The following is a 24,055-nucleotide window of genomic DNA, read 5'->3' as shown; positions in this document are numbered from 1 at the left end:
GGGCTATATTGTTAAGGAGCACATATGTTTTATTATGAAAATATTGCTGGAAAACATGCTTAAATGATTAATAAATTCCCTGTAGAATGGATGTATGCAGCATTTATTAAAATAAGATTTGAAGAGGGGAAGAATTATATGATTTTGCCAATAGAAAAATGGATGGTTGAACAAGACTTTCCTATAGAGGTAACAAACCTTCTTGATGAGGGTTTTACATGTTATAAAGCAGGAGCGTATAGAGCCGGATTACTTTTTTCTTATCTAGGTTTCGAAAAGATTATCAAGAATCGGCTCTTAGATGCTAGGTGTCCAGATAATGTTCCAGAAGGGGCATGGACAAGTATACAAAGAGATGTAAATAATGACTCTAAATGGGAAGAAACCGTATTTGATACGATAACTGGTTACTCCAGGAATCCAATATTTCTTCAAGACAACAAAAAACGAGAAGAGATGAATCGGCATCTATCTTACTGGAGAGATAGAAGAAATGATGCTGCACACGCCAAGGAAAACGAAATTAATTATGCACATGTAGAGTCCTTTTGGACATTTATGCAATCTTATTTACCAAAACTTGTTGTCCGAGGAAGTAGAACTGCGATATTAGATAGTATTGAAAAGCATTTTGACCACAAATTCACACCAGAAAACACAGATTTCTCTCACATCATGCAGCAAATAAAGCACTCTTTATACGATGAGGATTTGATAAGCTTTTACCAAGAGGTTCAGCTAATATTTGAAGAAATTGATCCTTTCTTTATGATTTTCGAAAATAAGGATATGAATAAATTTTGGGATGAAATCTTTAAGCTAGGAGATCCGTTTACAACAGAATTAATCCGATTTTTAAAGGATGGAAATAGCTTTAATATTTTCAATGCTTTCATTTCGGAATACACTCAGCGTATAGCTTTATTCGATGGGGATAAGCAGTTTATTCATAATTTATGGTACGATAAAATGAAGGAGTTAAATAATCCCTATAAGTTACTCGCGGCACTGTTACGTAACAATCTTGTTGAAGAGAAGAGTAAGAGAACTGCTTTTGAAAAGTTAATGTTGAATTTAAAAAACACGACTCCATCTGACGACCTTGATTACAAGACTTTAATTGAAAACGGCTACCTTACGGTCTTTAAAGAGCGAGTATTTACAATGGACGATGGTATCAGCGTATCAGGTGTTGATTTTAAATGGGCAAATAGCAATATTAATCCCATATGTCACTATATTTCAAATAATGTATTAGACGAGCAAGTTGTTCGGTGGCTATGTGTAGCATTTTATAGTCCGCCTTATCCAGATAAATTACGTGCCAGTTTAAATGAATTATTTAGTAGGGAAAAAGAGTTGAAACAAAAGTTTATAAAAATTGCTCAAAAAATAGGAGTTACCCCGCCCGTCAATTTAGGGTTTAATGAACAGTAAGTAGATAAAACTGATAATTCCTTGTCCAATTTCAACTATTGAGCGCGATTGTGGGATGAAACTTAGATTTTCAAACGACTATATTGTTATATTCGTTAGTGAAGTGAAGTATCTTAAAACAAAACAACAACTTTAAAGAGCCTTTCTACAATATGATTTGTAGCGAGGCTCTTATATTTTTAAAACAGAATTAAAAAACATTATTATCACTTTACAGCTGAGTGTTATTTGCTAATATTTTGGCTCCAGTTATACAAAATGGTGCTATCTTCTTCATGTTTGTTAGGGTCAGCTGAAAATCTAAAGCTTACATGTATCTCATTTTTTAACTTCTCATATAGTGTAGGGCGTAAAATTCTTGCTTTATTATCGTTATATGGACTACGTTCTCCATATCCACCACTTGCTTTTTCAGGATTTCTTTTCACGCTGTAGCAGTATATTTTATTGGGGTCATCTCTATCGCTTTTACTAAGTGAAGCAACCATGGCAACTTCTAAATCTGATGGTTTTTTTGTACTTACTTTCTTTGGAATGAACTTTGATAATGTTTGATAAAATGATTGAATTGCATCTCCGACATTAGTTCCAAAAGGGATACCAAAATACGTCCTTAATGACTTCGCATCTATTAAAAGTTTAACTGCATTTGCTGGTGTAATTAATTTGTCTGCAATGTTGTTTCTATTTAAAAACTCTAATTTTAACAAAGCAAATTCTGGTACTTTTTCGTTTTTCATGTATAATTTCACCAACACAATATACTCTTGCTTTTTATATTTAAACACAAAAGAATCAATACACCAACCCTTATCCATCATGTCACTCTTTAAATCTCTTAAATTACTTAAAGTATCCAACATTGTCTCCTCCATGTAAAAAAATGATATATATAGCATTTATACAATTGTAACATTCTATATATTTTGAAAAAAGAGAGGTATCATTGCTTTAGAAATAATTCAAGTACAATGTTTCTTTAAAAATTGGAAAATATCTTGCTACCATAATCTTAATTGTGTAATATATAGTTATATTGTTAGTTTATTTGATTCCGTTTATTCCCACACCTTTTTTTGTGTTGTGGTTGAGTTGTAGAAGCAAGTTGCGTCTTGTTTCATTTATGAAAGGGCTTCTTTGAGCCGATTAGTGTATTTATAGCTTATTTTGCTATGCACATTATTAATCGACTTGAAGAAGCCCTTTTTGTGTTGTTTTCAAGTTTGCAGGCGGGGTTATTTATTATTCATAAAATAACAAATTAAACAGTAGAGGAGATAGTAAAATGAAAAAAGATTGTAGACACTTACAACTAGTACCAACAGTAGAGGAACATAAAACACGAATGGAAAAAAATCAGAAATCATATGCTGCAGCAGCAATGTCATCTGAATCCAGAGCAAGAGTGAATCAAATGAGAGGATGTTTTGAAGCTGAAATTATATTACCAGATGGGAAATTTCAATACTTTAAACCAGATACTCTTAATGAGAAGGTTGCTATTCAAGAAATCGCTTTATACATTGAAGGCATACAGGAAGCAAAAGAAGGCTACGTAATCTTATGGCGCTTTGTCGGGCAACAAAGTTTTTACCATGGTACAAAGATCGTAGCTGAACCGAAGTTTCGTACAATCCTACGTAAGCTGAAAGATTATTTTTTCGATTACGAAGAAGTTGTATATGAACCTGAAAAATAAGAAAGATAGAGGGATATGAAAATGAAAAAAGATAGCATTTGGACAGAATTAGATGAACCAAAAGAGCAGGAAACAAGAGAGCAATCCCAAGAGCCGGATGATATTTTTGCTGGTATGGATGAGCTACCGGAAATTACAGATGAAGAACTACCTTTTTAATAAAGTCGAGGTAGTTTATAGAGGGTAAAAGGAAGAACTAAGTGATGTATTTACTTGGATCTTCCTTTTTTTATTTTTAAAAAAGAACTTGGAGGGAACGATTATGCGTTTAGGAAATGATTTAGCGGCGGGATTTTATCCAACACCACTAACAGAAGGGAATCATTTAATACAGTTATTACAAATGGAATCAGAGCGAGCTTATGCTTGCTTTGATCCATGTTGTGGAGAAGGTACAATTTTACGAAGTTTTGCAGATGCGATGAAACAAGTTGGTATACAACTTGATACATATGGTGTGGAATTAGATGCAAATCGATATAACAAAGCAAAAGAGCAATTAGATGTAGTGATACGCTCTAGCTTTGAAAGTATGATGACTAGTCATGACTATTTTCCACTTATCTTTCTAAACCCACCGTATAATACAGAGCTTCGGACAGAAAAAAAGAAATCAGAGAAAATGGAATTTAACTTCTTAAAGCGTGCACACCATTATTTACAAGATGGTGGCATTATGGTGTATGTCATTCCATACGATCGTTTTGCCCGTGATGAAATTAGCTACTTTTTAGCCAAGAATTACGAGGAAATTGGATTAATGCGTTTTGGTGATGAAAATAACGAATTTGAGCAATTTAATCAATGTGTCTTTATTGGCCGTAAGCGTGCAGCTACGAAAAATGATACATATTTTAACGATCGATTCGCTAATTTTTGTGAGAATATGTCAGAATTGGTTTTTGTTAAAGAACATGTAAATACATTAGCAGAAATGGTGAATCGTAAAAGTTGGGTTATACCTGAATTGCGACATCAAAACAAATTGATTTTCACATCTCGCGTGGATTATAAAAATGCTTATGAAGGTGTAGGCAAATCAGAGGGGATCTTAACATTAAAGAAACGATTAAATAGAGGAAATGGCTACTCACTTCAAGCTGAAAAAACAGCTGCAGAGAGAGCGAAAATGCCAATTGCTTCTGGACAATTAGGGCTATTGCTGATAACGGGTGTGGCAGATGGTTTGCTTGGTGAAGGTGATACACTCCATGCTGTTCGTGGTTCTGAAAATGTGTTTTTTGAAACTTCATTCGAGAAACTGGAAACAACAACGAAAGAGGTTGTATTACAAAAACGCCGCGCTAAATTTATCATCGCAACACCAACTGGTGAAGTCAAAGAACTTGTCTAGGAAAGGAAGAGAGATATGTCTGTACTGTTAGGGATAGGAGCACTATACATTGTATGGGAGTTTAGCAATCGTATATTTCGTATTGCTATTGTACTTACAGTTATTTGTTTAGGTGCTTCTCAATTAGGTGCAGGTACATCTTTAGAAGTATTAGAGCAACTCTCTGTCTTTCAAGGTGCAGGTGATTTGTTACATGCGGCTGAACAGTCATTACCAGAATGGAAACAGTTTATAGATTTTTAACCAATAAATTGAATGAGTAGGACATGAAACGTATCGAATAAGATGCGTTTTTTATTTTAGGAGGGAAACTTATGTTACAAGAAATAATTAAACAAGATACATTTGACCAGGAACAAACACCAGCAATGTTGCAATTGGAGACAGGCACTGCTTCACATTCAGCTTTCTGCTTTGCTATGGCAGTTAATCATAACAACCAAATGCAATTTGCAGTGTTAGGTGCGAATGACAGTACATTAAAGTCATTCAGAGCGGCCATATCAATGGGGACTAGTCGTTTGTATTTTGGAGAGGGACAAAAAGAAGAATTACATTATGTATTAGGCAAAAAAATGAATGTAAATTCGAAAGGACAATTTGAGTTTATAAATACACAAACAATAAATAGAAAAAAGGGAATTATTGCGTTTTCTAAAGAATTAGAAGAAAAGTATATTGTGGCAATTGATGAAGCACCAGAAATGCAAGTAAGAGATTTCTTAATGGCTCCTCCGTATGGTCTCCCAATTTTAGAAGAATGGGCGAAGCCAATTTATGAAGAGATGTTAACAAGAAATTTGTTACAACCATTAAATGTGTATTTTGATAGGAATGAATTTACTTCTCTATCTATTGCGCAGGTAGCGTTAAAAGAAGAGGATTGTAAAGAGTTTTTATCAGAAATGATACGTACTGGAAAATGTCAATTCCCGCAAGTGGGTACAGGTGAAAAGATCAATGAAATTAATGATTTAAATGAATATCTATTGGAATATTCACCTGTCATGCTTGATAAGGTAACAAAATTAGATGAGCCTTTACATCAACCGATGAAAGAACAGGCATTATCTCATTTTGATACATACCAAAGACCATTATTCCCTGTACAGGCACATGTAGCAACAGGTGCAGCAAAAGCATTACAAGTACAAAAAGGGATCATTATACAGGGGGAAATGTCGAGCGGAAAAAGTGCAATTATGACAGCGACAGTAGATGGATATTTCCATTTGACAGGACAAAAGGGATATCGTACCTGCGTATTTGTTCCACCGACTCTAACTGAGAAGTGGGCAAAAGAAGAAATACGACACTTAATACCAGACGCAGAAGTACATCTGATTAAACGTACAGAGGATTTAATTCGCATTCATCAATCTTGGATCCAGGCTGGAAGACCAAAACCAGAAAAACCAACCTTCTTTGTCATTAGTTTTACTACAATGCGAGGGGATTCTATTAAACAGATGCCATTACCTTATAAACAAATTGCACTTTCCAAGAAATCGGAGGAAGAGGTGCAAAGATATTATAAGAATGGATACTATTGTCCAGATTGTGGTGCTAAGTTACGTAAAAAAACGTCTTCTATTATGGTTCAACAAGCTAATGGTGAACAGAAAGAAGTCTGCCAGTATAAAGATTTTACGGCAAGTGACTTAGATTCGAAAACAAATAAAAACAGTGTATGTGCTGATTGTGATTCAAACATTTGGAGTCCAAAAGTAAAAACGAAATATGAGAGTTTTAAAGATTGGACCCAATATGAAAATAAATTAGTGCAAGCAATAAAAGAGGGAAATAAGCCGCTGCAAAAGCAACTAGAGCTAGAGAATCGTGTGAAGCCATATGATGCGAAACAATCAGGACGAGCATATCGAAAGGTAGCTACTGTTGAGTATATTCGTAGAAAAATGAAACACTTCTTTGATGCTCTTATCGTTGATGAAGTTCACGAATGTGTGACACGTTACCTTATAAGTGTCGCTTAATTGATACGAAATAGGTGGCTTAAAAGTATTTTAGGTACAACTGATATACCGATGTCAGGAATGAAAGCCGTCATGTTGAGCTGAAACTGACAGTCTAATACTCCTACATGCATTTATCTTGATAGAGATACATTGCGTTATGTATGAAACTAGGTGAAGTCGGCTGAATCTAATTCTAAAGCCACTCTTACAGAGAGGGTATGGTTAGAGATAGGCCGGGACGCTATAAAATACCTATGATGAGAATGTTCCATGGGGAACTGACGAAGACTGCGAATGTACGCGCCTATAGGACTAAAGAATGGGAAACCTTTCTTGCTACTTATGTAGTGTGAGATACCGATGAGTAAGATTATTCGTTATGAAAATCGGCATAGTCAACAAAGAGACTATAAGGCTCACAGGTGTAAAGCAGCCATCTAAGGGTATATGTAAAGCTAGGTATATTGGAACGTGGTAAGCAGCCAACTTCTATACCAAACACCTATCAGTGGGAAGTTCACTATAAGATTCAGTAACGAATCGAAATGTGTTTATGGTTGTGAAAGTAGGGTCACAGTACCGCTGAAGCTATGGAAACATAGTGGAGGGATAGGCCCAAGTCTAGTTTTACTAATAGAAATTCGAGTTAGAGTTGTAGCTCATATTTCGGGTAAGAAGGTGAGTTGGAAATCACTTGGAGGAGCTGATTTCTACACCAATGAGCGCGATAGCAAATCGACATAAACAATACTACGATTTCACAGGAATACAGAATGATTTATTCCAAAGAAGTCGTGAGGGTACTAAGAATTTCAAGAACCTACTAGAGATTGTCATTTCGGATGAAAATATTTTATTAGCATATAGGCAAGTTAAATCAAACACCGGTTCAAAAACCCCGGGTACTGATGACAAAACGATTTTGGATCTTGCTAATACTAATCAAGATGAGTTCATTCATTATATGAGAGAACTAGTGTTAAACTACAAACCAAAATCGGTTAGACGTGTATGGATAGATAAAAATTACTCAAAAGGGAAAAGACCTTTAGGTATTCCTTGCATACAAGACAGAATCGTCCAACAAATGTTCCTGAACGTTCTGGAACCAATATGCGAAGGGAAATTCTACAATCATTCTTATGGTTTTAGGCCAACACGTACTACACGACATGCGGTTGCAAGAGTTCAAACATTAGTAAATATCAACAAATATCACTACACGGTTGATATTGATATAAAAGGTTTCTTTGATAATGTAAATCACTCCATTCTTCTTAAACAAGTCTGGAATATTGGCATAAGAGACAAACGAGTAATCGCTGTAATTAGCAAAATGCTTAAAGCACCGATTAAAGGAGAAGGTATACCAACAAAAGGCGTACCCCAAGGTGGAATTCTTTCACCACTGCTATCTAACATTGTCCTCAATGACTTAGACCAATGGATAGCCGATCAATGGGAATGCTTTGAAACGAGGTACCAATACTCCGTCAACTATTCCAAATACGTTAACCTTAGAAGAAATTCTAAACTTAAAGAAGGATTCTTAGTGAGGTACGCAGATGATTTTAGAATCATGACTAACACTCACGATTCAGCGGTTAAATGGTTTCATGCAGTAGTTGATTTTTTAAATAAAAGATTAAAGCTTGAAATCTCACCAAATAAATCAAAAATTATTAATCTTCGAAAGAAGTCTTCTTCCTTCTTAGGTTATAAATTTAAATCTACTATCAAGGGAAACAAAAGGGTATTCTTCTCGCATATAGATGATGACAAACAAAAACAAATCATCACGAAATTAAAAGAAAGAATCTATGAGATACAAAAGCATCCTTCGGCCGGCAATGCAAATCTTTACAATTCAGTAGTATTAGGAGTCCAAAATAATTTCCAATATGCTACGCACATTGTTAAGGATATGAGCGACATTGAATATAGGGTTTTACGAACTCTTAACAACCGACTGAAAAAAATTGCATGGTATGGCAAGCCCAATGAACTTCCAGAGAAAGGGGCATACCTAAAGTTTTACAAAAATACACGTAAAACATACAGGGTAGCAGGTGTATATCTTTTTCCTATAGGACAGGTTACAACAAAGAATAATCTAAATTATTCACAGTCCATTAACCCCTATACAGATGAAAAAGTATTCGATTGGGACAAAGAACTTACCGAGCTGATGAAATCCAGACTTCCTAATAGAAGCATCGAATATATGGACAATAGACTATCCAAATATTCCGCACAAAAAGGGAAATGTTTTATTACTGGATTACCGCTTAAAGCTAGAGATGTTCACTGTCATCATAAGAAACCCACTTTCCTTGGTGGAACAGATGAGTTTCAGAATCTTATCATCGTTCATAAAGATATCCATACATTAATCCATGCATCACTAGAAGGCACCGTACTAAGGTATGTTAATAGATTCCAATTGCACACAAAACAAATTGAGAAAATCAACCAACTCAGGAAGCTATGTAAACTCGAAAGAATTACTATTAGATAAAACTAGAGGGAACGCCGTATGAGCTGAAAGGTTCACGTACGGTGTGGAGCGGGGGAAAAGGTGGAGATTACTTCAAAACCTTACCTATCGCTATTAAAGAGCGAAACAGCACAAGGAACTGCTTTAGGAAGTTTAGCAAAGGTTTGTAAGAAAGTCGTAGCTGGAACAGGTACATTATTTGGTGGGCGCGCAAGCGACGTATTCTATACGTTATGGCGTCTGTTCCCTCAAAAAATGGTGAAAAGTGGGTTTGAATATAGCTCTTTAATGGAATGGAATGAAACCTACGGAAATATCGAGAGAACATATTACCATGATGGTGAGGTCACATCTAATATAGCTTCACGTGGAGCACAAGGTAATTTAGATAAAACCAAGGTCGTACCTGGTATTTCACCTTATGTGTTTACCCAATTTTTAATGGATACAACCATTAATGTGCGCTTAAAAGATGTGTGGCCAAATCCTGTGGAGTTAATTAATGTACCTACGATTCTTGTCGAGATGTCGGAAGAACAAAAACAGGCTTATGAGCATATGAAAGAGTCTTTTGAGAAGGCGATTGAAGGGGCGAAAGGTACACCAGATGTTGGGAAACTATGGCTCTCTTATATTCGTACAGGAAATTCGTATCCAGACAATATGAATCACTATCCAAACTATCACTTAGATAATGCGGAAAGAGAATTAGTTTGGTCCAACGAAGAATTCAGATTTGATGAGGATTGTATACAGCCGAAGGAGAAGAAGCTGCAAGAAATATTGCATACTGAAATCTCTGAAGGCCGTCCAACCATCATTTATGTATCTGATACAGGATCTACAGTGAAAGAACGAGATATTCAGCCTCGTTTACAGAAGGTTGCAGAGCAAGTACCTGGTGCAAAAGTAGCTATACTTCGCACAAATACAGTTACTCCGCCAAAACGCAGTGCATGGTTAAAAGAGCAAGTAAATAGCGGTGTGAATGTTATCATCTGTTCACAAGAATTAGTTAAGGTAGGATTGGACTTGCTGGCGACGCCGACATTAATTTTCTACCAATTATCATTCAGCTTATTTACATTAAATCAGGCTGCAAGAAGACATTGGCGCATCGGTCAAACAAAGCAATGCAGAACATTCTATCTTGGATATCGAGAAACATTCCAAGAACAGATGGCGCAATTAATTGCCCAAAAGAATAAAGCTGCTGAAGCAATGAATGGTGATGCAACAAGTGATGGACTGAATGCAATGCTTGGTGATACAGGAGATCTTCAGACGTTATTAATTCAAAATATTAAAAGCGGAAATCAATTAAAAGGTTCAACAGAAGAATGGACACAGGCAGCATCGGAAGAATCTAAGCGAGTACTTGCAAATATCGGTAAAGTAATTACACCAGTGTTTGAATCAATTGAGATCCAATTTATAAACTGGGTGAAGACATTACCGAGTACATTTGACGTATCGTATATGGAAGATGCAAAATTTGTGCAAAAAGCCGTTGAATATATCAAAGAAGAAAAAGTTCCTGGCGTTGTAGTAAAGCAACGTAAACTTGAAATTGACGGGAATATAGAAGATATCATACGTACTTTAACAACATTGAATGCCGATAAGCGTATGCTTGTACAAAAACAAGACATTACACTATGGGATGAATTGATTGTGGAAGTAGATGCTTCTCAAAAGAAAGGGAAAGGAAAAGGAAAACGAAAAAGTAAAGTAATTGAAGGTCAATTTGAGTTTGATTTATTTGGTTAAACGAGAGGGGAAAGTTATGTTTACGAAACTTCTTATCGCACTAATTTGCTATATGGTTTATGTAGTTTGCAAAACCAAAAGAAACATGTTGCTAGAAGAGAAGAAAAAAGAAAAAGGACCAGAACCGGTGGAACGACCTGTTTATTGGTGTCCGAGAGAAAATAGACCTATTGGTAGGGAACAAGAACGTGTTACTGTTCCAACGAAAGAAATTACCTTAGAAAAGGATGTAGCAAATATATACGATTTAGTTGCTACATCTATTCGAATAAATGTAGGTGAAGAAGAAAAAGCGTTAGAGCAGGACAAGGAAATTGTAAAAGAAGTGGAGTATGCTGAAGAATTTCATCATACTCCTGTTTCTGAAGCAGAATATGAAATTCCTTTTCCGAGCGATGAGGATATACCAGAGGATGTATTTGAATATGAGGAGATGTTTTCGGAACTAGAACAGTTACCAATCCCACTAGAAACAGAACAGAATCTACCTTTTCCACAAGGAGTGTCAGAGGTAAAAGATATGAATTGGGTTGGGTGGACTGCAAAAGTAATAAGGCGAGAACAAGGACTGACACGCGTATTGAATATGTCGGATAACAAGCGTTATTGGATTCATACAGAGGGAGAGATATTACCAGAAAATCAATTACTGTATATGGAATTAAAGGTCGATTCACCTTATTCTTATACACTAGTTGAATGGAGTAATAGACAACTAGGGAATATTTGAACTACTCACCACTTAAAGTCCTAACGGACTGTTTGAAGTGGGAGATTCCTGGGAACACCGATGTATCCACCGGTTATCTTAGCAGGCTCTACCCGTAGTCCCTACGGTGAGAACTGAAATGTCTTGTACGTTAACTCACCATACTACCTACTTTAGCTTGGTTTTCGCAATTTTGAGAAGCGTGGGGCGATAGAACGTTGAAGATTTTACGGTTGCAACGTTTTTCTGCAACCAACCTCATATCTTCAGTTTTCGAAGAGCAATCTGTACAAGTAAATGATAGCAAATATATTGGTTTATGCCAACCGACAGAAGACTCCCACCTAAAATTGGTGTTTCACACCTTCACATTTTTGATGAAGGAGTTTGCTGTCGGAAAACGATAAACCTATTTCCTAGTTGTATTTTCTTAGTTAAATAGCATGATATACAGCATTTTTCCACTCATTTGTACAAGGATAAAACATTTTTTTATTTTTGTACAAATGAGTGGGACAGAATGATTCACCATATAAGAATATTCGACTATAATGAGACATTGTACGTCATTGTAATATTAAAATGTTTAAGATTAAGTGATTATAACCTTAAAACAGGAGAACTGAGAACTCTCCGCAATATTACAATGCTTAAAATAGATTAAATCCAAACATGAGGATTATATGAAGTAAAAAATATTTATGAGTTAAAAAAATAACAATTTCGAAAGGTGAATGTAAATGAATATTAATTCCCTAAGTAACAATGTAGTAGAAAAATTAGAACAAACGGTGCGCTATGAAAAGAAACAAGTTCAGGTATTACGTGTAAGTAAAAGTAGTTCAAATGTACATGCTTACATGATTTTTCCGGAATTCTCAGAGGTTAAAATTTCAAATACCGAACTGGATGAATATATAGAAAACCTGTCAACAAGCGTGAAGTATGTCATTGATCGTAAGTTGAGTCAACAAGAAATCGAAAAGCAAAATCATTCTTTCATTATGACGTGTGAAGTTGAGGAAGATGGTGTGATAGATGATGAAACTCTTCATTTTAATACGACTTATGTTAAACCACCAACAATTGCAAATAAAGTATTTAAATTAGTATGTGGATTAGGAAATCGTCTAGATAGCCTAAAAGAGTTACATATCACAGTACTAAATAATAATATTAATCGAATTGAAATTGAATTTTACAATGAAAATGAAACATACATTGCAGTAGAGAAGGAAGAAATCGCGAATGCTATTATGGGAGCATATACGAAAGCAAATATCTATTATGCAGCAGATCTTTATTATGTTGCGGAAGGAAATCAAATCAAATTAAAAAGCATTAAACCAAAATTAGCGGGGGATGTATGATGAAACAAGAAAAAGGGATGATTGGAGTCCTATGTACGCTTGTTTTAATGATTTTACTACTTATGCCCTTACAAGCGGCTCAAGCTTCTGTAAAACCAAGTTTTAATGAAGTAAAGGGGAGCGAACTTTCGTCATCCTTTCAAAAGGGATTAAACAATCGAGCAAAAACAACAGAGAAAGATGATTCATTCGGCTCATCAATCGTACAAAAGATTGAAGGTATGTATGCACCGGCTTTTAAAGTAGGAGTAAATATCTTTTCTATTTCATTCGTATTAGGCGTTATTGTTATGGTTATGGCATTAATTACAAAGAATGGTCAATGGATGAAGTGGGCGACTGGGAGTATGATTTTCTCATTTATTAGCATGATGTCCATGAGACTAAGTGTGTACTTCTTGTTTAGTTCCGATGTATTTTCGTTTATGAACATCTTCACGGATTTTTTAGACCTGTTTAAAGCAACAGCACTTATTTTCACGCCATTTATGTTAATTGCAGGTATTCGTTTAAGAAAGATTCATGAAAGTACGAAACAGCCTGAGTATTATCGTTGGTCTAACCGTGTCATAACAGGATCTTGTTTGCTGTGTATGTTAGCCGTACTCGCTCCATGGCTATTTGCTAATATGTGAAGAACCGTATATAAAGATAAAAGGTACTTAATTTAGATTCAGTACCTTTTATCTAACCATTAGATTATTTCTTTCATATTCCGTAAATGTTTTCTTAGTTATAGGAGATAATATGCCACTTAGATACACCGCTCTATTTGAACTACCCTCACTTTCACTTCGTGAGGGATTCCTAAGTAAAGAGTTCTATCGAACTCTAATTGATTAGGCTAACCCCGCAGTCCTTGCGGTTAGAAGCCTTATCGCTTCATTCTTTATATTGATACTTGCGTTAATATCTCTATCATGGTGTCTATGACAGGAAGGACAGTCCCATTCACGTAGGTTTAGATTTTTAACGTCTTTATTTTGATATCCACAACAAGAACATAATTGGCTGGAAGCAAATGTTTTCGATACGACAATGACTTGTTTGCCATACCATTTTGCCTTATATTCCAACATGGTTCGAAACTGTGACCAGGATACTTCACTAATTGCTTTTGCTAACTTATGATTCTTTAACATATTCGATACTTGTAAATCTTCTATACCGATAACATCGTGGTTTTTGATGATTTCAGTTGAGATTTTGTCTAAGTAATCTTTTCTAGCATTTGATATGTATTCATGAATTCTAGCTACCTTTACTCGTTGTTTATTCCAGCGAGAAGATCCTTTTATTCTTCTAGAAAGAACACGCTGTGCTTTCGCCAACTTATTTTCTAATAATCGGAAAAACTTCGGATTCTCATAAGGTGTTCCATCTGACAAAATGGCGAAATCTTTTAGTCCTAAATCTATTCCAATGTCAGAATGTGTTTTTGGAAGTTCTTGTACTTTTGTTTCAACTAATAGTGACACAAAATATCTACCAGAAGGGTTCCGTCTAACTGTAGCATTTACAATACGTCCCTTTACTTCACGACTTTTGGCAAATCGAATAAGACCTAGTTTCGGCAACTTTATCCTGTTTCCTACAACAGCAATGTTTTCATTTGTTTGTTTCGTTGTATAAGATTGTACGTTGTTTTTCTTAGATTTAAAGCGGGGGGCGCTGTTTTGTTTTTTGAAAAAGCGTGTATAAGCATCCGCAAGGTTGCGAACAGACGACTGAATCGCAATACTATCCACTTCTTTTAACCAAACAAGCTCTTTCTTCATGGCAGGTAGTTTGGCAGAGCATGTACCCATAGGTCAAGCCTTTTCCTGTCTCTTTGTATGCGTGATCCCATAAGGATAGGAAATGATTGAATACAAAGCGAGAACAACCTATCGTTTTGTTAATTAGAATTGCTTGTGCTTGATTTGGATAGATACGAAACTTATAGGCTTTATTAATCATCATTTGATTCACCTCCATTCCGGTATATGACTATTATAAAGCGAATGTAAGTTCGGTTGATAGTGAAGTAACACTTTATGTATGTCCAACAATTAAGATGACTTCCTGCCATCACTTGTTCGAAGCCAATTCATCTCCCACCTACTCACTGGGCTGTGACTCTTCACGCTTCTTGGGGAAGAAGTTTTCTTGGCTAAAATGATAAAAAATATTGTTCATCTTTGGTTTGAATAGTAAGGGTTCCGTGTACCTCGTTAAAGGGGATAATTCGTTTGATTTTTAGTTGTTTTTTGTCACAAATAATAGCTTGTATTGTATAGAGATTATGTATTGTCAATCTTTCGATATACAGAAAACTACGCTCTAACAGATAGAAAGTGAGTGCCATTTGTAGAATGAACACAACTTGTAGTAGAGCTGGTATGGCTGCAAAACTAACAAGGAAAATGGAAACTAAAATAATATTTAACTCGGAAAAACATTTCTCGTATTGTTTCATAGAAAGAATAGGAACCTCGTTATAAGGAACAGAATTGTAAATATCCCTTCATAACTAAGCAAAATATGCCACTCTGAATTAGAAAGTTCCATGGCTAAATATATGATGCTGGTTGAAATAAGAATTGGTACGAGATGTACCAGGGTAAATACTATTGTATGTTCTAACATTCTTTTCTTATAGATGTAATTAGTCATTGAATCCAAGTTTCCTAACTCCTTCTGCAATTTTCATGATGACACCGCCAATAAGAAGATGGTATTCGCCTATGCCCTTTTCGTTCACATACCAGCACATATAGTGTCTGATGCCTTCTTTTGCTCCGTGATCATGTAAAGGGAAAGGAGAAGCATATTTTTCTGGGCAGTTATTATTAAAAGGAACTTGTTCTGCAAGAGTAAAGCGTTTTTTTGAGTCATTTACAATCCAACAACCATAATCTATTGTTCCATACCACATTGCATCTTTATGAATCGGATCAATAGAAGGTTGTGCTGGATAATTTTCAGCTAACATTTGCGCTTTATCTTCACGAAGTCGTTGATGTATATGTGAATTCAATGGATCTTCCGTTCCAATTTCATAGGTTTCTTCAAAGTTCCCACATTCATAAGGGATATGGGGATTATTTGAATCAGCTGCTAATTGTAGACTGCAAGAATCTGATTTTGAAAGATAATATACGCAGTCTTTGCAGGTGAAAAAGTTTGAAAAAGCTGAATCTGTTTTTTGTTCTGGTTCTGTTACGGTATTATCTACTACAAGTTTTAACATATCTATCACAATCCTTTATAGGCTATTTCAAAATTTAATATAGACGTATCATATCATGCTTATTTTTAAATGTAAATATTTTCCATTTAAAAATACCCTAATTTATTTTGAAAGGAATGTTTGTTTTGAAAAGAAATCGGGAATATATTGCTTTGCGGAATTCTATTTTAATAGGTTGGTTGCTTACAATCATCGTTATAAGTCTATCTATCTATTTTTCATCTATCGTTTATTTATTAATTGGATGTTTCATTTTATCGCTTAAATACGGATTAACGGGCACTGTAAAGAATGTGGAAAAGCGTTTGCCTACCTGGGCAAATTTTGGAGTTATTGAAAAGCCAGTAAATCGAAGAGTGACAAGACCGTTTCCGTTTAGGGGCGGGCTCCTTCTTTCATTAGCCTTAGGATTTGTAGAGATGGTGATAAAAGGCTTATGTGTCTCATATTTTATTTTAGGATTAGAAACGTATATCTATCGTCTAATGCGCAGAAACGTAAGAGTGTGAAAAGGAGGATTTTATAATGAAAGTATTGATATTCGAGTTAATTCTCATTGCAATTCTAATTCCATTAAATTTTGTTGTGAAAAAACATGTACCAAAATGGAAAGGGAAAGTCGGAGAAAAATTAGTGAAGCGTACACTGAGCAAATTGGATTCAAAAAAGTATTGCGTGTTACAAGATGTTACGGTTCATACTGAGTATGGTGATACAACGCAAATTGACCATATTGTTATTGCGGAAACCGGTGTATTTGTTATAGAGACGAAAAACTACGAAGGATGGATCTATGGAAACGAAAAATCTGCAAGGTGGACACAGGGGATTTTTAGAAAGAAATCTTCTTTTCAAAATCCATTTCGACAAAATTATAAACATATAAAAGCTATTGAATGGGTAATAGAACAACAGCTGCCGTCCATCTCTATTGCAGCGTTCCATCCAAAATGCAGTCTAAAAAGAGTAAATGTTCAATCTAAAGATAAACATGTCCTGTATTATAACGAACTACAAAAATGTATTGAATCATATACTGAAGCGCAACTAACAAATGATGAGGTCCAGCACATCTACCAAACAATATTGCGAGCGAACATTATGGATAAGGATATTGAAAAGAAACATGTGAAGTATTTACATAATAAGTTCGCTAAACAATAAGAAATGGGGAAAGAGAGACATGTTATATGTAATAGGGTTCATAGTAATCTCCATAGTATCTATTCGTCTTAACATGAAGTATTATAAGCTAAAAGGAAACCAAAAAGATTTTGTGAAACGGGTAAATAAATAGTTATGAACATTTAACTGAATAAAAAAAGGCCCCTGTGTATGGAGCCTTTTTTTATTCAACTATAGTTGTTGGACTTAATGCCTGTTCTATGTGATTTAATAAAGCATCTAATAATAATTCACTATTAATTTGCTCATTCCCATATTTCAAATTCTCAACACAAATAGGTTCTTTGGCAATCGTAATTATCTTAGCATTTCTAATTAGGTTATAAATGGTATCACAATTGTCGGGCTGAATTGACTTTAATGTATGGAAATAGTCTAAATCAATATCAAGAATATAATCTTGAGTAAATTGATTGTTTTCTATTAATCCTGGTATCATCTCATTTATAGTATTTAATTTATCTTCAAGGTAAATCGACTCTATTGCTTGGTCGTAGTGTGGTTTTGTGCAATCATCATTATGGGGGGCAGGATGTTCAGCTTGGTCACCAATCCAACATTTACTATCAAGAATGTATATGCTATTTTCAGACTCTGGGTAACCTTCAGGAGCTTGAACTTCGAAAATCTCTCCACGCATACGAGCTAAAATTGCTGGAATAGAATTATATTCTTCAATTCTTTTGGACTCTTTAAATGACATTGGATCATCCCTGTGTGCATCATAGCTTATTACTAAAGCCTTTTCTATTATGCTAGATTTAATAGCTGCATCAATATGTTCGTCATGTTTTAAGTTCCCGATTGCAGAATGTACAGTATTCAAATCATTGTAATTGATTTCATCTATACAATCTTTTCTAAATGTCACCCTATGTGCATCCACTACATCACTATCTCCTTCGATTTGGAGACCAGAATGATTAATAAAAGCTGAATTACAATCTGTATGATGATCAAGAGTTACTAGGATAGGTGCTGCATTTCTTTCTCGATAAATAGCCCATGGTTCAAGTACATGATGGTGATCCTCAACTATGTAAATATCCTTACGGTTAATCGTTTGATGCTCGAACATTTAAACGCCTCCGTTGCTTGTTTTTTTGTTTGAAAATGAACAAACAATAATATTGCTTATGTCCAAGGAAGTAACTTGTAGTATGTGTTAAAGCAAGATGTATTTAATTATATAGATTTTTTGTAATTATTGCTAATTTTGTAGATTCGACAGATACATCTTTTGAGTGGATTTACTATAATTTAAATTCTGTTATGTTATAATAAGGACAATCCAATACTAAAAAATCATATTGCAAAAGGACACACCTACGCATAACCATAGCGTAGGTGTGTCCTTTTTTTGTTTAAGGAGGAAAAAGTTATGGGGAAAACATTATTTATTGCAGAAAAACCAAAAGTGGCCAATGAAATTATGAAATCACCGCGATTCCGTCACTCACAAAAGTATACTGGTAGCAAACCTTATTATGGTTATTATGAAAATGATCATTATATTGTTAGTTGGTGCCGTGGGCATCTTCTGGAATTGAAAAATCCTGAAGAGATGGATCCAGAGTATAAAATGTTTAAGTTAGAACATTTACCTTTAATTTATCAGCCAGCTTATAAAGTGAAACAAGAGAATGCTGAACAATTACAAATCCTTGTTAAATTGTTACAACGTCCTGATGTTGAACATGCGGTGAACGTATGTGACGCGGACCGCGAGGGCGAGTTAATCTATAGGGAAGTATATGAATTTGCAGGTGTGAATAAAAAGCAATCTCGTGTATATAAATCTTCTTTTGAAGCGGCAGAATTAGAGGCAGCTCTCAATCGATTAGAAAGCGCGTCTAAATACGATGGACTGGCGTATTCTGCTAAAGCAAGGCAGTATCTGGATTATCTACTAGGAATGAATATAACCAGGGGATGTACCACAAAATTAGCACAAAATAAATTCTTATTGTCATCTGGACGTGTACAAATGTGTTTGTTAAATGAGATACGCCAACGGGAGTTAGCGATTGAAAACTATAGGGAGCAATCTTATTATCATCTGCAGCTAATAACAGATTTAGGACTTACACCGGTTATGAAAACAGAAGACCAAGTGTTAAATCCATCGCCATTAAGAAGTTTGGGAGAAAATTTGAAAGGGCAACATCTTGTAGTAGAAGAATTTAAAGAGGGAACCAGGAAGAAGAATCCTAAACTGCTATATAACTTAACAGATCTGTATAAAGATGCCCATGCGCAATTACAAATTAATGCTGAAACTGCAAAAAAACATATTCAGAACTTGTATGAAGAAGGGTTTATTACGTATCCTCGTTCATCTTCTAGGCATTTGCCAACAGAGCAAGTGGATCGTGTAAAAGGTGTTATGCAGGCACTAGCTAAGAGCCAGTATTCTTTACTGGTACAATCTGTAGATATTGAAGCAATTGATGTGAAACATAAAACATTCAACGATGAGCTTGTATCAAGTCATTTTGCTATTATACCGACGACTAAACAATATCAAGAGGAAGGTCGTCCAGAAATTGAAAAACAACTATATAGCCTCGTGGTAAAACGTTTTGTGGGTAATTTCATGCGTCCTGCAGTATACCTGGTAAGAGAAGTATCGCTTATTGACGCGATGGGAAATATCTATCAAACAAAAGAAAGTGTACTTCGAGAAAAAGGGTTTCTAGAAGTGTTTCAAGAGGAAGTAGAGGAAGAAAGTGTGGAAGTATTTAAAATTCCTATCATGCAGAAAGGACAGGAACTTCAAATCTGCGATTTTGAGTTACAGGAATCCAAAACAAAGAAACCAGCCCTACACACAGAAAGCTCAATTCTGACTTTCATGGAAACAGCAGGACGTAAAATAGACGATGAACATTTAAAAGAATTAATGAAGGGGAAAAGAATTGGAACTGTTGCAACCGAAGCAACCTTTATTCCAGCTTTACATGAGAAGAACTATATAGCCATTGAAAAAGGGAAAATTACTACGACTCCAATTGGCCGTGCCTTTATTGAACAATTTCCTGTTCAGCAAATTAAAGATCCACTATACACAGCTGAAATGGAAGGAATGATACACCGTATTGAAAAAAATGAAATGAGTTATGTGGACTTCATTGCCCAAACAAATACATTTGTACAAAAAATAACACAAGAGATTATAAGAATACCTGACACGGTTTCGCACAACCTAATAGAGACCTGGAAGCAACAAATAGAAGTCTGCCAATGTCCTTGTGGAAATGGAATAATTTTAGATAGAGGGAAATTTTTCGGGTGTAGCAATCATCCAAACTGTAACATTGGATTACCCAAAAGAATAAAAGAAAAAACAATTCCTGCAGCACAAATTAAAAAACTGTTTGAAGAAAATAAAACGGACATTATAAAAGGTTTTAAATCTAATGGCAAAGAGTTTTCTGCTTATCTAGCATTTGTTAACGGTGAAGTCAGCTTTAATTTACCTTCAGTTGAAGAATTATCGTTAGGTCAGTGTCCAAAGTGTCAAAAAGGACAAATCCTAAACCGTAAAACGTTTTTTGGGTGCTCAGAATATCAAAACGGATGCGATTTTATGTTGCCGGCTAAAATTAAAGGCAAGAAATTATCCGATAGCCAGATTAAAAAGCTAGTTAATAACAATGTAACAGACTTCATTAGTGGTTTTAGTGGGGGAAAAGGAGAATTCACAGCTGCGATTCGATTAAACCCGGATCTTAGTATTTGTTTTGAATTTCCAACTACAGATGATCGTACAGTAGGTAAATGCCTATTATGCCAGAGTAGAGTCATAATAGGGAAAACAAACTATCTATGCGAACAATACAAGAAGGGCTGTGATTTCATTGTTTCAGGAATGATACTTGAAAAAAGAATTACAGCTAGTCAAATGAAAAAATTATTAGAAAAGAATATGACGGATACAATAAAAGGATTTATATCGAAAAAAACAGGGAAATCATTCGATGCGAAATTAACATATGACTCTTCACAGGAGAGAGTCTCGTTTATATATGAGAAGAAGAAATAATATCGCAAAATCTTAAATTTCATATATAAAATTAATTAGAACTATGATATGATAAAAGTAACAAAATACTTCTAAAACTATCTTGCAAAAGGACACACCTACGCATACATATGCCATAGGTGTGTCCTTTTTTATTTGTTTTTGAAATTTCAAGACTCAAAAGGGGGATATATATTGTGTACCACTAGTATAGCATCTACTAATGTTTCTTTTGAAAAATTGAAAAGTCAGGAAGAGAATGAAGAAAATATAGTTTCAATATGTCCAAATTGTAAGAAACGCTCATTTAGAGCGCTTTATAATGATTATCCAAAATGGATACAGTTTTGCCTATGTTGTAATAATCGAGAAGTAAATACAATAGAGAGTCCGTTTGTTTATTAGATGCAGCTATTTACCTATTTTGATTAGGAGGAAGAAATTTCGATATGAAAAAATGGATTAAGGCTATTTGTATAACATCATTCGTATTTCAAATTGCAGCATGTAGCGATTCGACGCAAACAAAAAATGATTCAAGACCTGCCCAAGCAGTACAAAACGGGATACAACAGCAAGCGGAAGGGAAAGGTATTGTTGATATTCCAGAAGCTTATAAGGGGAAAATAAAAGGCTTAGAGACTGTTAAAGGAAAGGTATTACATATTAAGGACGGAGATACGATAGACGTGAACGTAAAGGGACAGAAACAGACCGTAAGGTTACTCTTATTGGATACCCCTGAGTCTGTATCTCAAAAAATCCCACCACAAAAGATGGGAAAAGAAGCCTCTTCCTTTTTAAAGAAACAGCTAGAAGGGAAAAGTGTCACTTTGGTTTATGATCGGGGACAAAAAGAAGACAAATACGGTAGGAAATTGGCTTATGTATTTTGTAACGGAATACATATTAATGAATTAATGGTCAAGTCTGGTTATGGGATTATAGCCTATATTTCTAGACCTAATACTACATTTCTACCTGAAATGCTAGAAGCAGAAAAAGAAGCAAAAGAATTAAAGGCTGGTGTGTGGAGCATTAAAGGATTTGTAGATGAAAAGAATCGGCATTATAAACGTAATGATGCAGCTTAATATCAATACTTATTCCAAAAGGAGGTTTCTTGAATGAATGGAAACAAAAGAAACATGCTCTTATCTTTTTTTATTTCTACTTTCTTTATTTTTTTGAGTCTATTTCCATTTAGCAGTAATGAATATGTATATGTTATATCAAAAATTGGAGCTGCAGCTGGTGTAATAAATATTGTCATGATGAGTGTGTTCTTGTATTTTCAAAGCAAAAAAATGAGACATCTTTTAAACTAATACGGCAAAAGTGCTTGTTTTCCTTACTCGTATACAAAAGAAAAGGGTAAGGAAAACGGAAAGGGGCATGTTTTTAGATGAGTCAAATACCAGGGTTTTTGAAGTTCGTTTTAGCAAAGGAAAGACGATATGTATATTTGGCTGTAGCAGAAAAGAAAAACAAACGAGTGAAAACACATATTGTATATAGATTCGGTCCGCTAGAAAAAGCATTAGAAACCATGTATGGAATGCGTGACGATTTTGAGAATTGCTTTCCAACAGAGTTAAAAGATAAGGGATATGACTGGGAAGATCTAAATGATTGGATACTGTCCATTGAAACCGGTTATTCAAAATACGGAAATAAGTTAGTGACATTTTAAATAGATAATTGAGATAATATCACATCCTTATTATAAAACCTTCAATGCAACTAAAAACGTGTGAGGAGAATATAAAATGGAATGGATTCGTAAGTACCACATTGCAATTGCTTGGACGATAGCTACTAGTGCAATGTTAATTAGTTTGTTTTTTAGTGAATGGATGAAACTGCCGCCATGTGATTTGTGCTGGTACCAAAGAATGGCCATGTATCCATTAGTATTAATATTGGGGATAGGAATGTATAGAAAAGATCCGCACGTCAGCACGTATGCATTTCCATTTGCGTGTATCGGTTTAATGTTATCCGTCTATCAAATTACAATTCAAGCGTTTCCTATTAGTGAGATGAAGACTTGTTCAGTAGGAGTTTCTTGTACAGAGGATTACTTAAATTTATTCGGATTCATCTCAATACCTATGCTATCTTTTATTGGATTTTTAGCCATCATAATACTTCTATATATTAAATCTGATACAGAGAAAAGAACAAACAATATAGTGGTTATGAACAATGTACTCAAGTAAAAAAACATACTTAAAAATAGATAATTAAAACAAAAAGAAATTATAAAAGGAGAAATTAAAATGACAACTATTCAAGCAAGTAATGAAATGTACAAAATCCCAGAGGCGGATGTAGAATTATTAAAGATTATGGCTCATCCAGTTAGATTACAAATTGTGAAGGAGCTAGAACACCGCAAAATTTGTAATGTAACACAATTAACAGAGCTATTAGATGTCCCTCAATCAACTGTATCTCAGCATTTATCTAAGATGCGTGGCAAGATTCTCCGCTCCGAAAGAAGAGGATTAGAGATGTACTATCATATTGCAAATTCCAAAGCATGTCAGATTGTTAGTGTACTAGGTTTATAAATACCTCAAATTAAATAGCGGATTATGAAATTAAAAATAAAATAAGGGCAGCCTAGCATAGCTGCCCTTATTTTATTTGTGATTTTGCATATATTTGTGCGCATTTAGTATAGCAAACATTAATCTTTGCTATCAACCTTCAATATTTTTTGTTTCTCAATATGTTTAGTATGCTTTTATTTTATAATAAACTTAATTCTTTTTATTTATCTATATTTCCTGGGGT

22 protein-coding genes and 2 pseudogenes are annotated in these 24,055 nt (G+C 34.8%); 19 read left to right on the top strand and 5 right to left on the bottom strand.

Features of this window, described 5'->3' with window-relative positions:
• The first annotated feature begins 63 nt into the window (after positions 1–63).
• Complete coding sequence (locus AU379_RS23900; protein WP_061139823.1) at positions 64–1,437, top strand: hypothetical protein; 1,374 nt, start codon at positions 64–66, stop codon at positions 1,435–1,437.
• A gap of 224 nt (positions 1,438–1,661) precedes the next feature.
• Here AU379_RS23900 and AU379_RS23895 read toward each other — a convergent pair whose 3' ends face one another.
• Positions 1,662–2,300: a DUF6037 family protein gene (locus AU379_RS23895; RefSeq protein WP_061139822.1), complete on the bottom strand. Its 639-nt coding sequence runs from the start codon at positions 2,298–2,300 to the stop codon at positions 1,662–1,664.
• A 422-nt stretch (positions 2,301–2,722) separates the two neighbouring features.
• On the opposite strand from AU379_RS23895, the gene AU379_RS23890 reads away from it, so the two are divergent.
• From AU379_RS23890 to AU379_RS30390, 10 genes are all read left to right on the top strand, one after another.
• A complete protein-coding gene (locus AU379_RS23890; protein ID WP_000710692.1) occupies positions 2,723–3,136 on the top strand; it encodes a DUF6018 family natural product bioysynthesis protein in 414 nt (137 codons plus the stop codon).
• Between the two features lie 21 nt (positions 3,137–3,157).
• Positions 3,158–3,295, top strand: a complete 138-nt coding sequence (locus tag AU379_RS30730; protein ID WP_170925789.1) for a hypothetical protein — start codon at positions 3,158–3,160, stop codon at positions 3,293–3,295.
• A gap of 103 nt (positions 3,296–3,398) precedes the next feature.
• On the top strand, positions 3,399–4,490 hold the full coding sequence (locus AU379_RS23885) for a DUF6094 domain-containing protein (protein ID WP_061139821.1): 1,092 nt from the start codon (positions 3,399–3,401) through the stop codon (positions 4,488–4,490).
• A gap of 15 nt (positions 4,491–4,505) precedes the next feature.
• Positions 4,506–4,733, top strand: coding sequence for a hypothetical protein (locus AU379_RS23880; protein ID WP_061139820.1), 228 nt, complete (start codon positions 4,506–4,508; stop codon positions 4,731–4,733).
• A 71-nt stretch (positions 4,734–4,804) separates the two neighbouring features.
• On the top strand, positions 4,805–6,484 hold the full coding sequence (locus tag AU379_RS23875; RefSeq protein ID WP_061139819.1) for a DEAD/DEAH box helicase family protein: 1,680 nt from the start codon (positions 4,805–4,807) through the stop codon (positions 6,482–6,484).
• Between the two features lie 700 nt (positions 6,485–7,184).
• Complete coding sequence (ltrA, locus tag AU379_RS23870; RefSeq protein ID WP_061139818.1) at positions 7,185–8,984, top strand: group II intron reverse transcriptase/maturase; 1,800 nt, start codon at positions 7,185–7,187, stop codon at positions 8,982–8,984.
• Between the two features lie 60 nt (positions 8,985–9,044).
• Positions 9,045–10,733, top strand: coding sequence for a helicase (locus AU379_RS23865; RefSeq protein WP_082770000.1), 1,689 nt, complete (start codon positions 9,045–9,047; stop codon positions 10,731–10,733).
• A 16-nt stretch (positions 10,734–10,749) separates the two neighbouring features.
• A complete protein-coding gene (locus AU379_RS23860; RefSeq protein WP_061139817.1) occupies positions 10,750–11,463 on the top strand; it encodes a hypothetical protein in 714 nt (237 codons plus the stop codon).
• 719 nt (positions 11,464–12,182) lie between these two features.
• Entirely contained in the window at positions 12,183–12,812 is a 630-nt protein-coding gene (locus AU379_RS23855; protein WP_001024823.1) for a hypothetical protein, read from the top strand.
• Positions 12,812–13,447 (top strand): hypothetical protein, encoded by a 636-nt coding sequence (locus AU379_RS30390; protein ID WP_000806911.1) that lies wholly within the window; start codon positions 12,812–12,814, stop codon positions 13,445–13,447. Before AU379_RS23855 ends, AU379_RS30390 begins: the two co-directional genes overlap by 1 nt.
• Before the next feature lie 204 nt (positions 13,448–13,651).
• On the opposite strand, the pseudogene tnpB reads toward AU379_RS30390, so the two are convergent.
• The 3 genes and pseudogenes from tnpB to AU379_RS23835 form a co-directional block, all read right to left on the bottom strand.
• Positions 13,652–14,771: pseudogene (tnpB, locus tag AU379_RS23845) on the bottom strand (IS200/IS605 family element RNA-guided endonuclease TnpB).
• 205 nt (positions 14,772–14,976) lie between these two features.
• Positions 14,977–15,476 (bottom strand): annotated as a pseudogene (locus AU379_RS31050) (hypothetical protein); the annotation flags it as partial.
• Positions 15,460–16,044 carry a hypothetical protein gene (locus tag AU379_RS23835; protein ID WP_061139816.1) on the bottom strand — a complete coding sequence of 195 codons (585 nt, stop codon included), beginning with the start codon at positions 16,042–16,044 and terminating at the stop codon, positions 15,460–15,462. The pseudogene AU379_RS31050 and the gene AU379_RS23835, both read right to left, overlap by 17 nt.
• Positions 16,045–16,169: 125 nt before the next feature.
• On the opposite strand from AU379_RS23835, the gene AU379_RS29875 reads away from it, so the two are divergent.
• The gene (locus tag AU379_RS29875; RefSeq protein ID WP_082769997.1) at positions 16,170–16,553 is read left to right on the top strand and encodes a hypothetical protein; all 384 of its coding nucleotides are present in this window, start codon (positions 16,170–16,172) and stop codon (positions 16,551–16,553) included.
• A gap of 16 nt (positions 16,554–16,569) precedes the next feature.
• Complete coding sequence (locus AU379_RS23830; protein WP_061139815.1) at positions 16,570–17,208, top strand: nuclease-related domain-containing protein; 639 nt, start codon at positions 16,570–16,572, stop codon at positions 17,206–17,208.
• 184 nt (positions 17,209–17,392) lie between these two features.
• On the opposite strand, the gene AU379_RS23825 is transcribed toward AU379_RS23830, so the two are convergent.
• Positions 17,393–18,307 carry a UPF0489 family protein gene (locus tag AU379_RS23825; RefSeq protein WP_061139814.1) on the bottom strand — a complete coding sequence of 305 codons (915 nt, stop codon included), beginning with the start codon at positions 18,305–18,307 and terminating at the stop codon, positions 17,393–17,395.
• A gap of 303 nt (positions 18,308–18,610) precedes the next feature.
• On the opposite strand from AU379_RS23825, the gene AU379_RS23820 reads away from it, so the two are divergent.
• The 6 genes from AU379_RS23820 to AU379_RS23790 all read left to right on the top strand — a co-directional run bounded on the left by AU379_RS23820 (position 18,611) and on the right by AU379_RS23790 (position 23,829).
• Positions 18,611–21,274 carry a type IA DNA topoisomerase gene (locus AU379_RS23820; protein ID WP_061139813.1) on the top strand — a complete coding sequence of 888 codons (2,664 nt, stop codon included), beginning with the start codon at positions 18,611–18,613 and terminating at the stop codon, positions 21,272–21,274.
• A gap of 428 nt (positions 21,275–21,702) precedes the next feature.
• Positions 21,703–22,347, top strand: coding sequence for a thermonuclease family protein (locus AU379_RS23810; protein ID WP_061139812.1), 645 nt, complete (start codon positions 21,703–21,705; stop codon positions 22,345–22,347).
• 33 nt (positions 22,348–22,380) lie between these two features.
• Positions 22,381–22,581, top strand: coding sequence for a hypothetical protein (locus tag AU379_RS23805; protein WP_061139811.1), 201 nt, complete (start codon positions 22,381–22,383; stop codon positions 22,579–22,581).
• Between the two features lie 77 nt (positions 22,582–22,658).
• Complete coding sequence (locus AU379_RS23800; RefSeq protein ID WP_061139810.1) at positions 22,659–22,946, top strand: hypothetical protein; 288 nt, start codon at positions 22,659–22,661, stop codon at positions 22,944–22,946.
• Between the two features lie 76 nt (positions 22,947–23,022).
• Positions 23,023–23,475 (top strand): disulfide oxidoreductase, encoded by a 453-nt coding sequence (locus tag AU379_RS23795; RefSeq protein WP_061139809.1) that lies wholly within the window; start codon positions 23,023–23,025, stop codon positions 23,473–23,475.
• Between the two features lie 60 nt (positions 23,476–23,535).
• The gene (locus AU379_RS23790; RefSeq protein WP_000207870.1) at positions 23,536–23,829 is read left to right on the top strand and encodes a metalloregulator ArsR/SmtB family transcription factor; all 294 of its coding nucleotides are present in this window, start codon (positions 23,536–23,538) and stop codon (positions 23,827–23,829) included.
• Positions 23,830–24,055 lie beyond the last annotated feature (226 nt).

This window comes from Bacillus sp. JH7 (assembly GCF_001563515.1).
Taxonomy (GTDB): Bacteria; Bacillota; Bacilli; order Bacillales; family Bacillaceae_G; genus Bacillus_A; species Bacillus_A cereus.
Note: the sequence above shows the minus strand (reverse complement) of the source record. Positions and strands in the feature narration are given on the sequence as shown.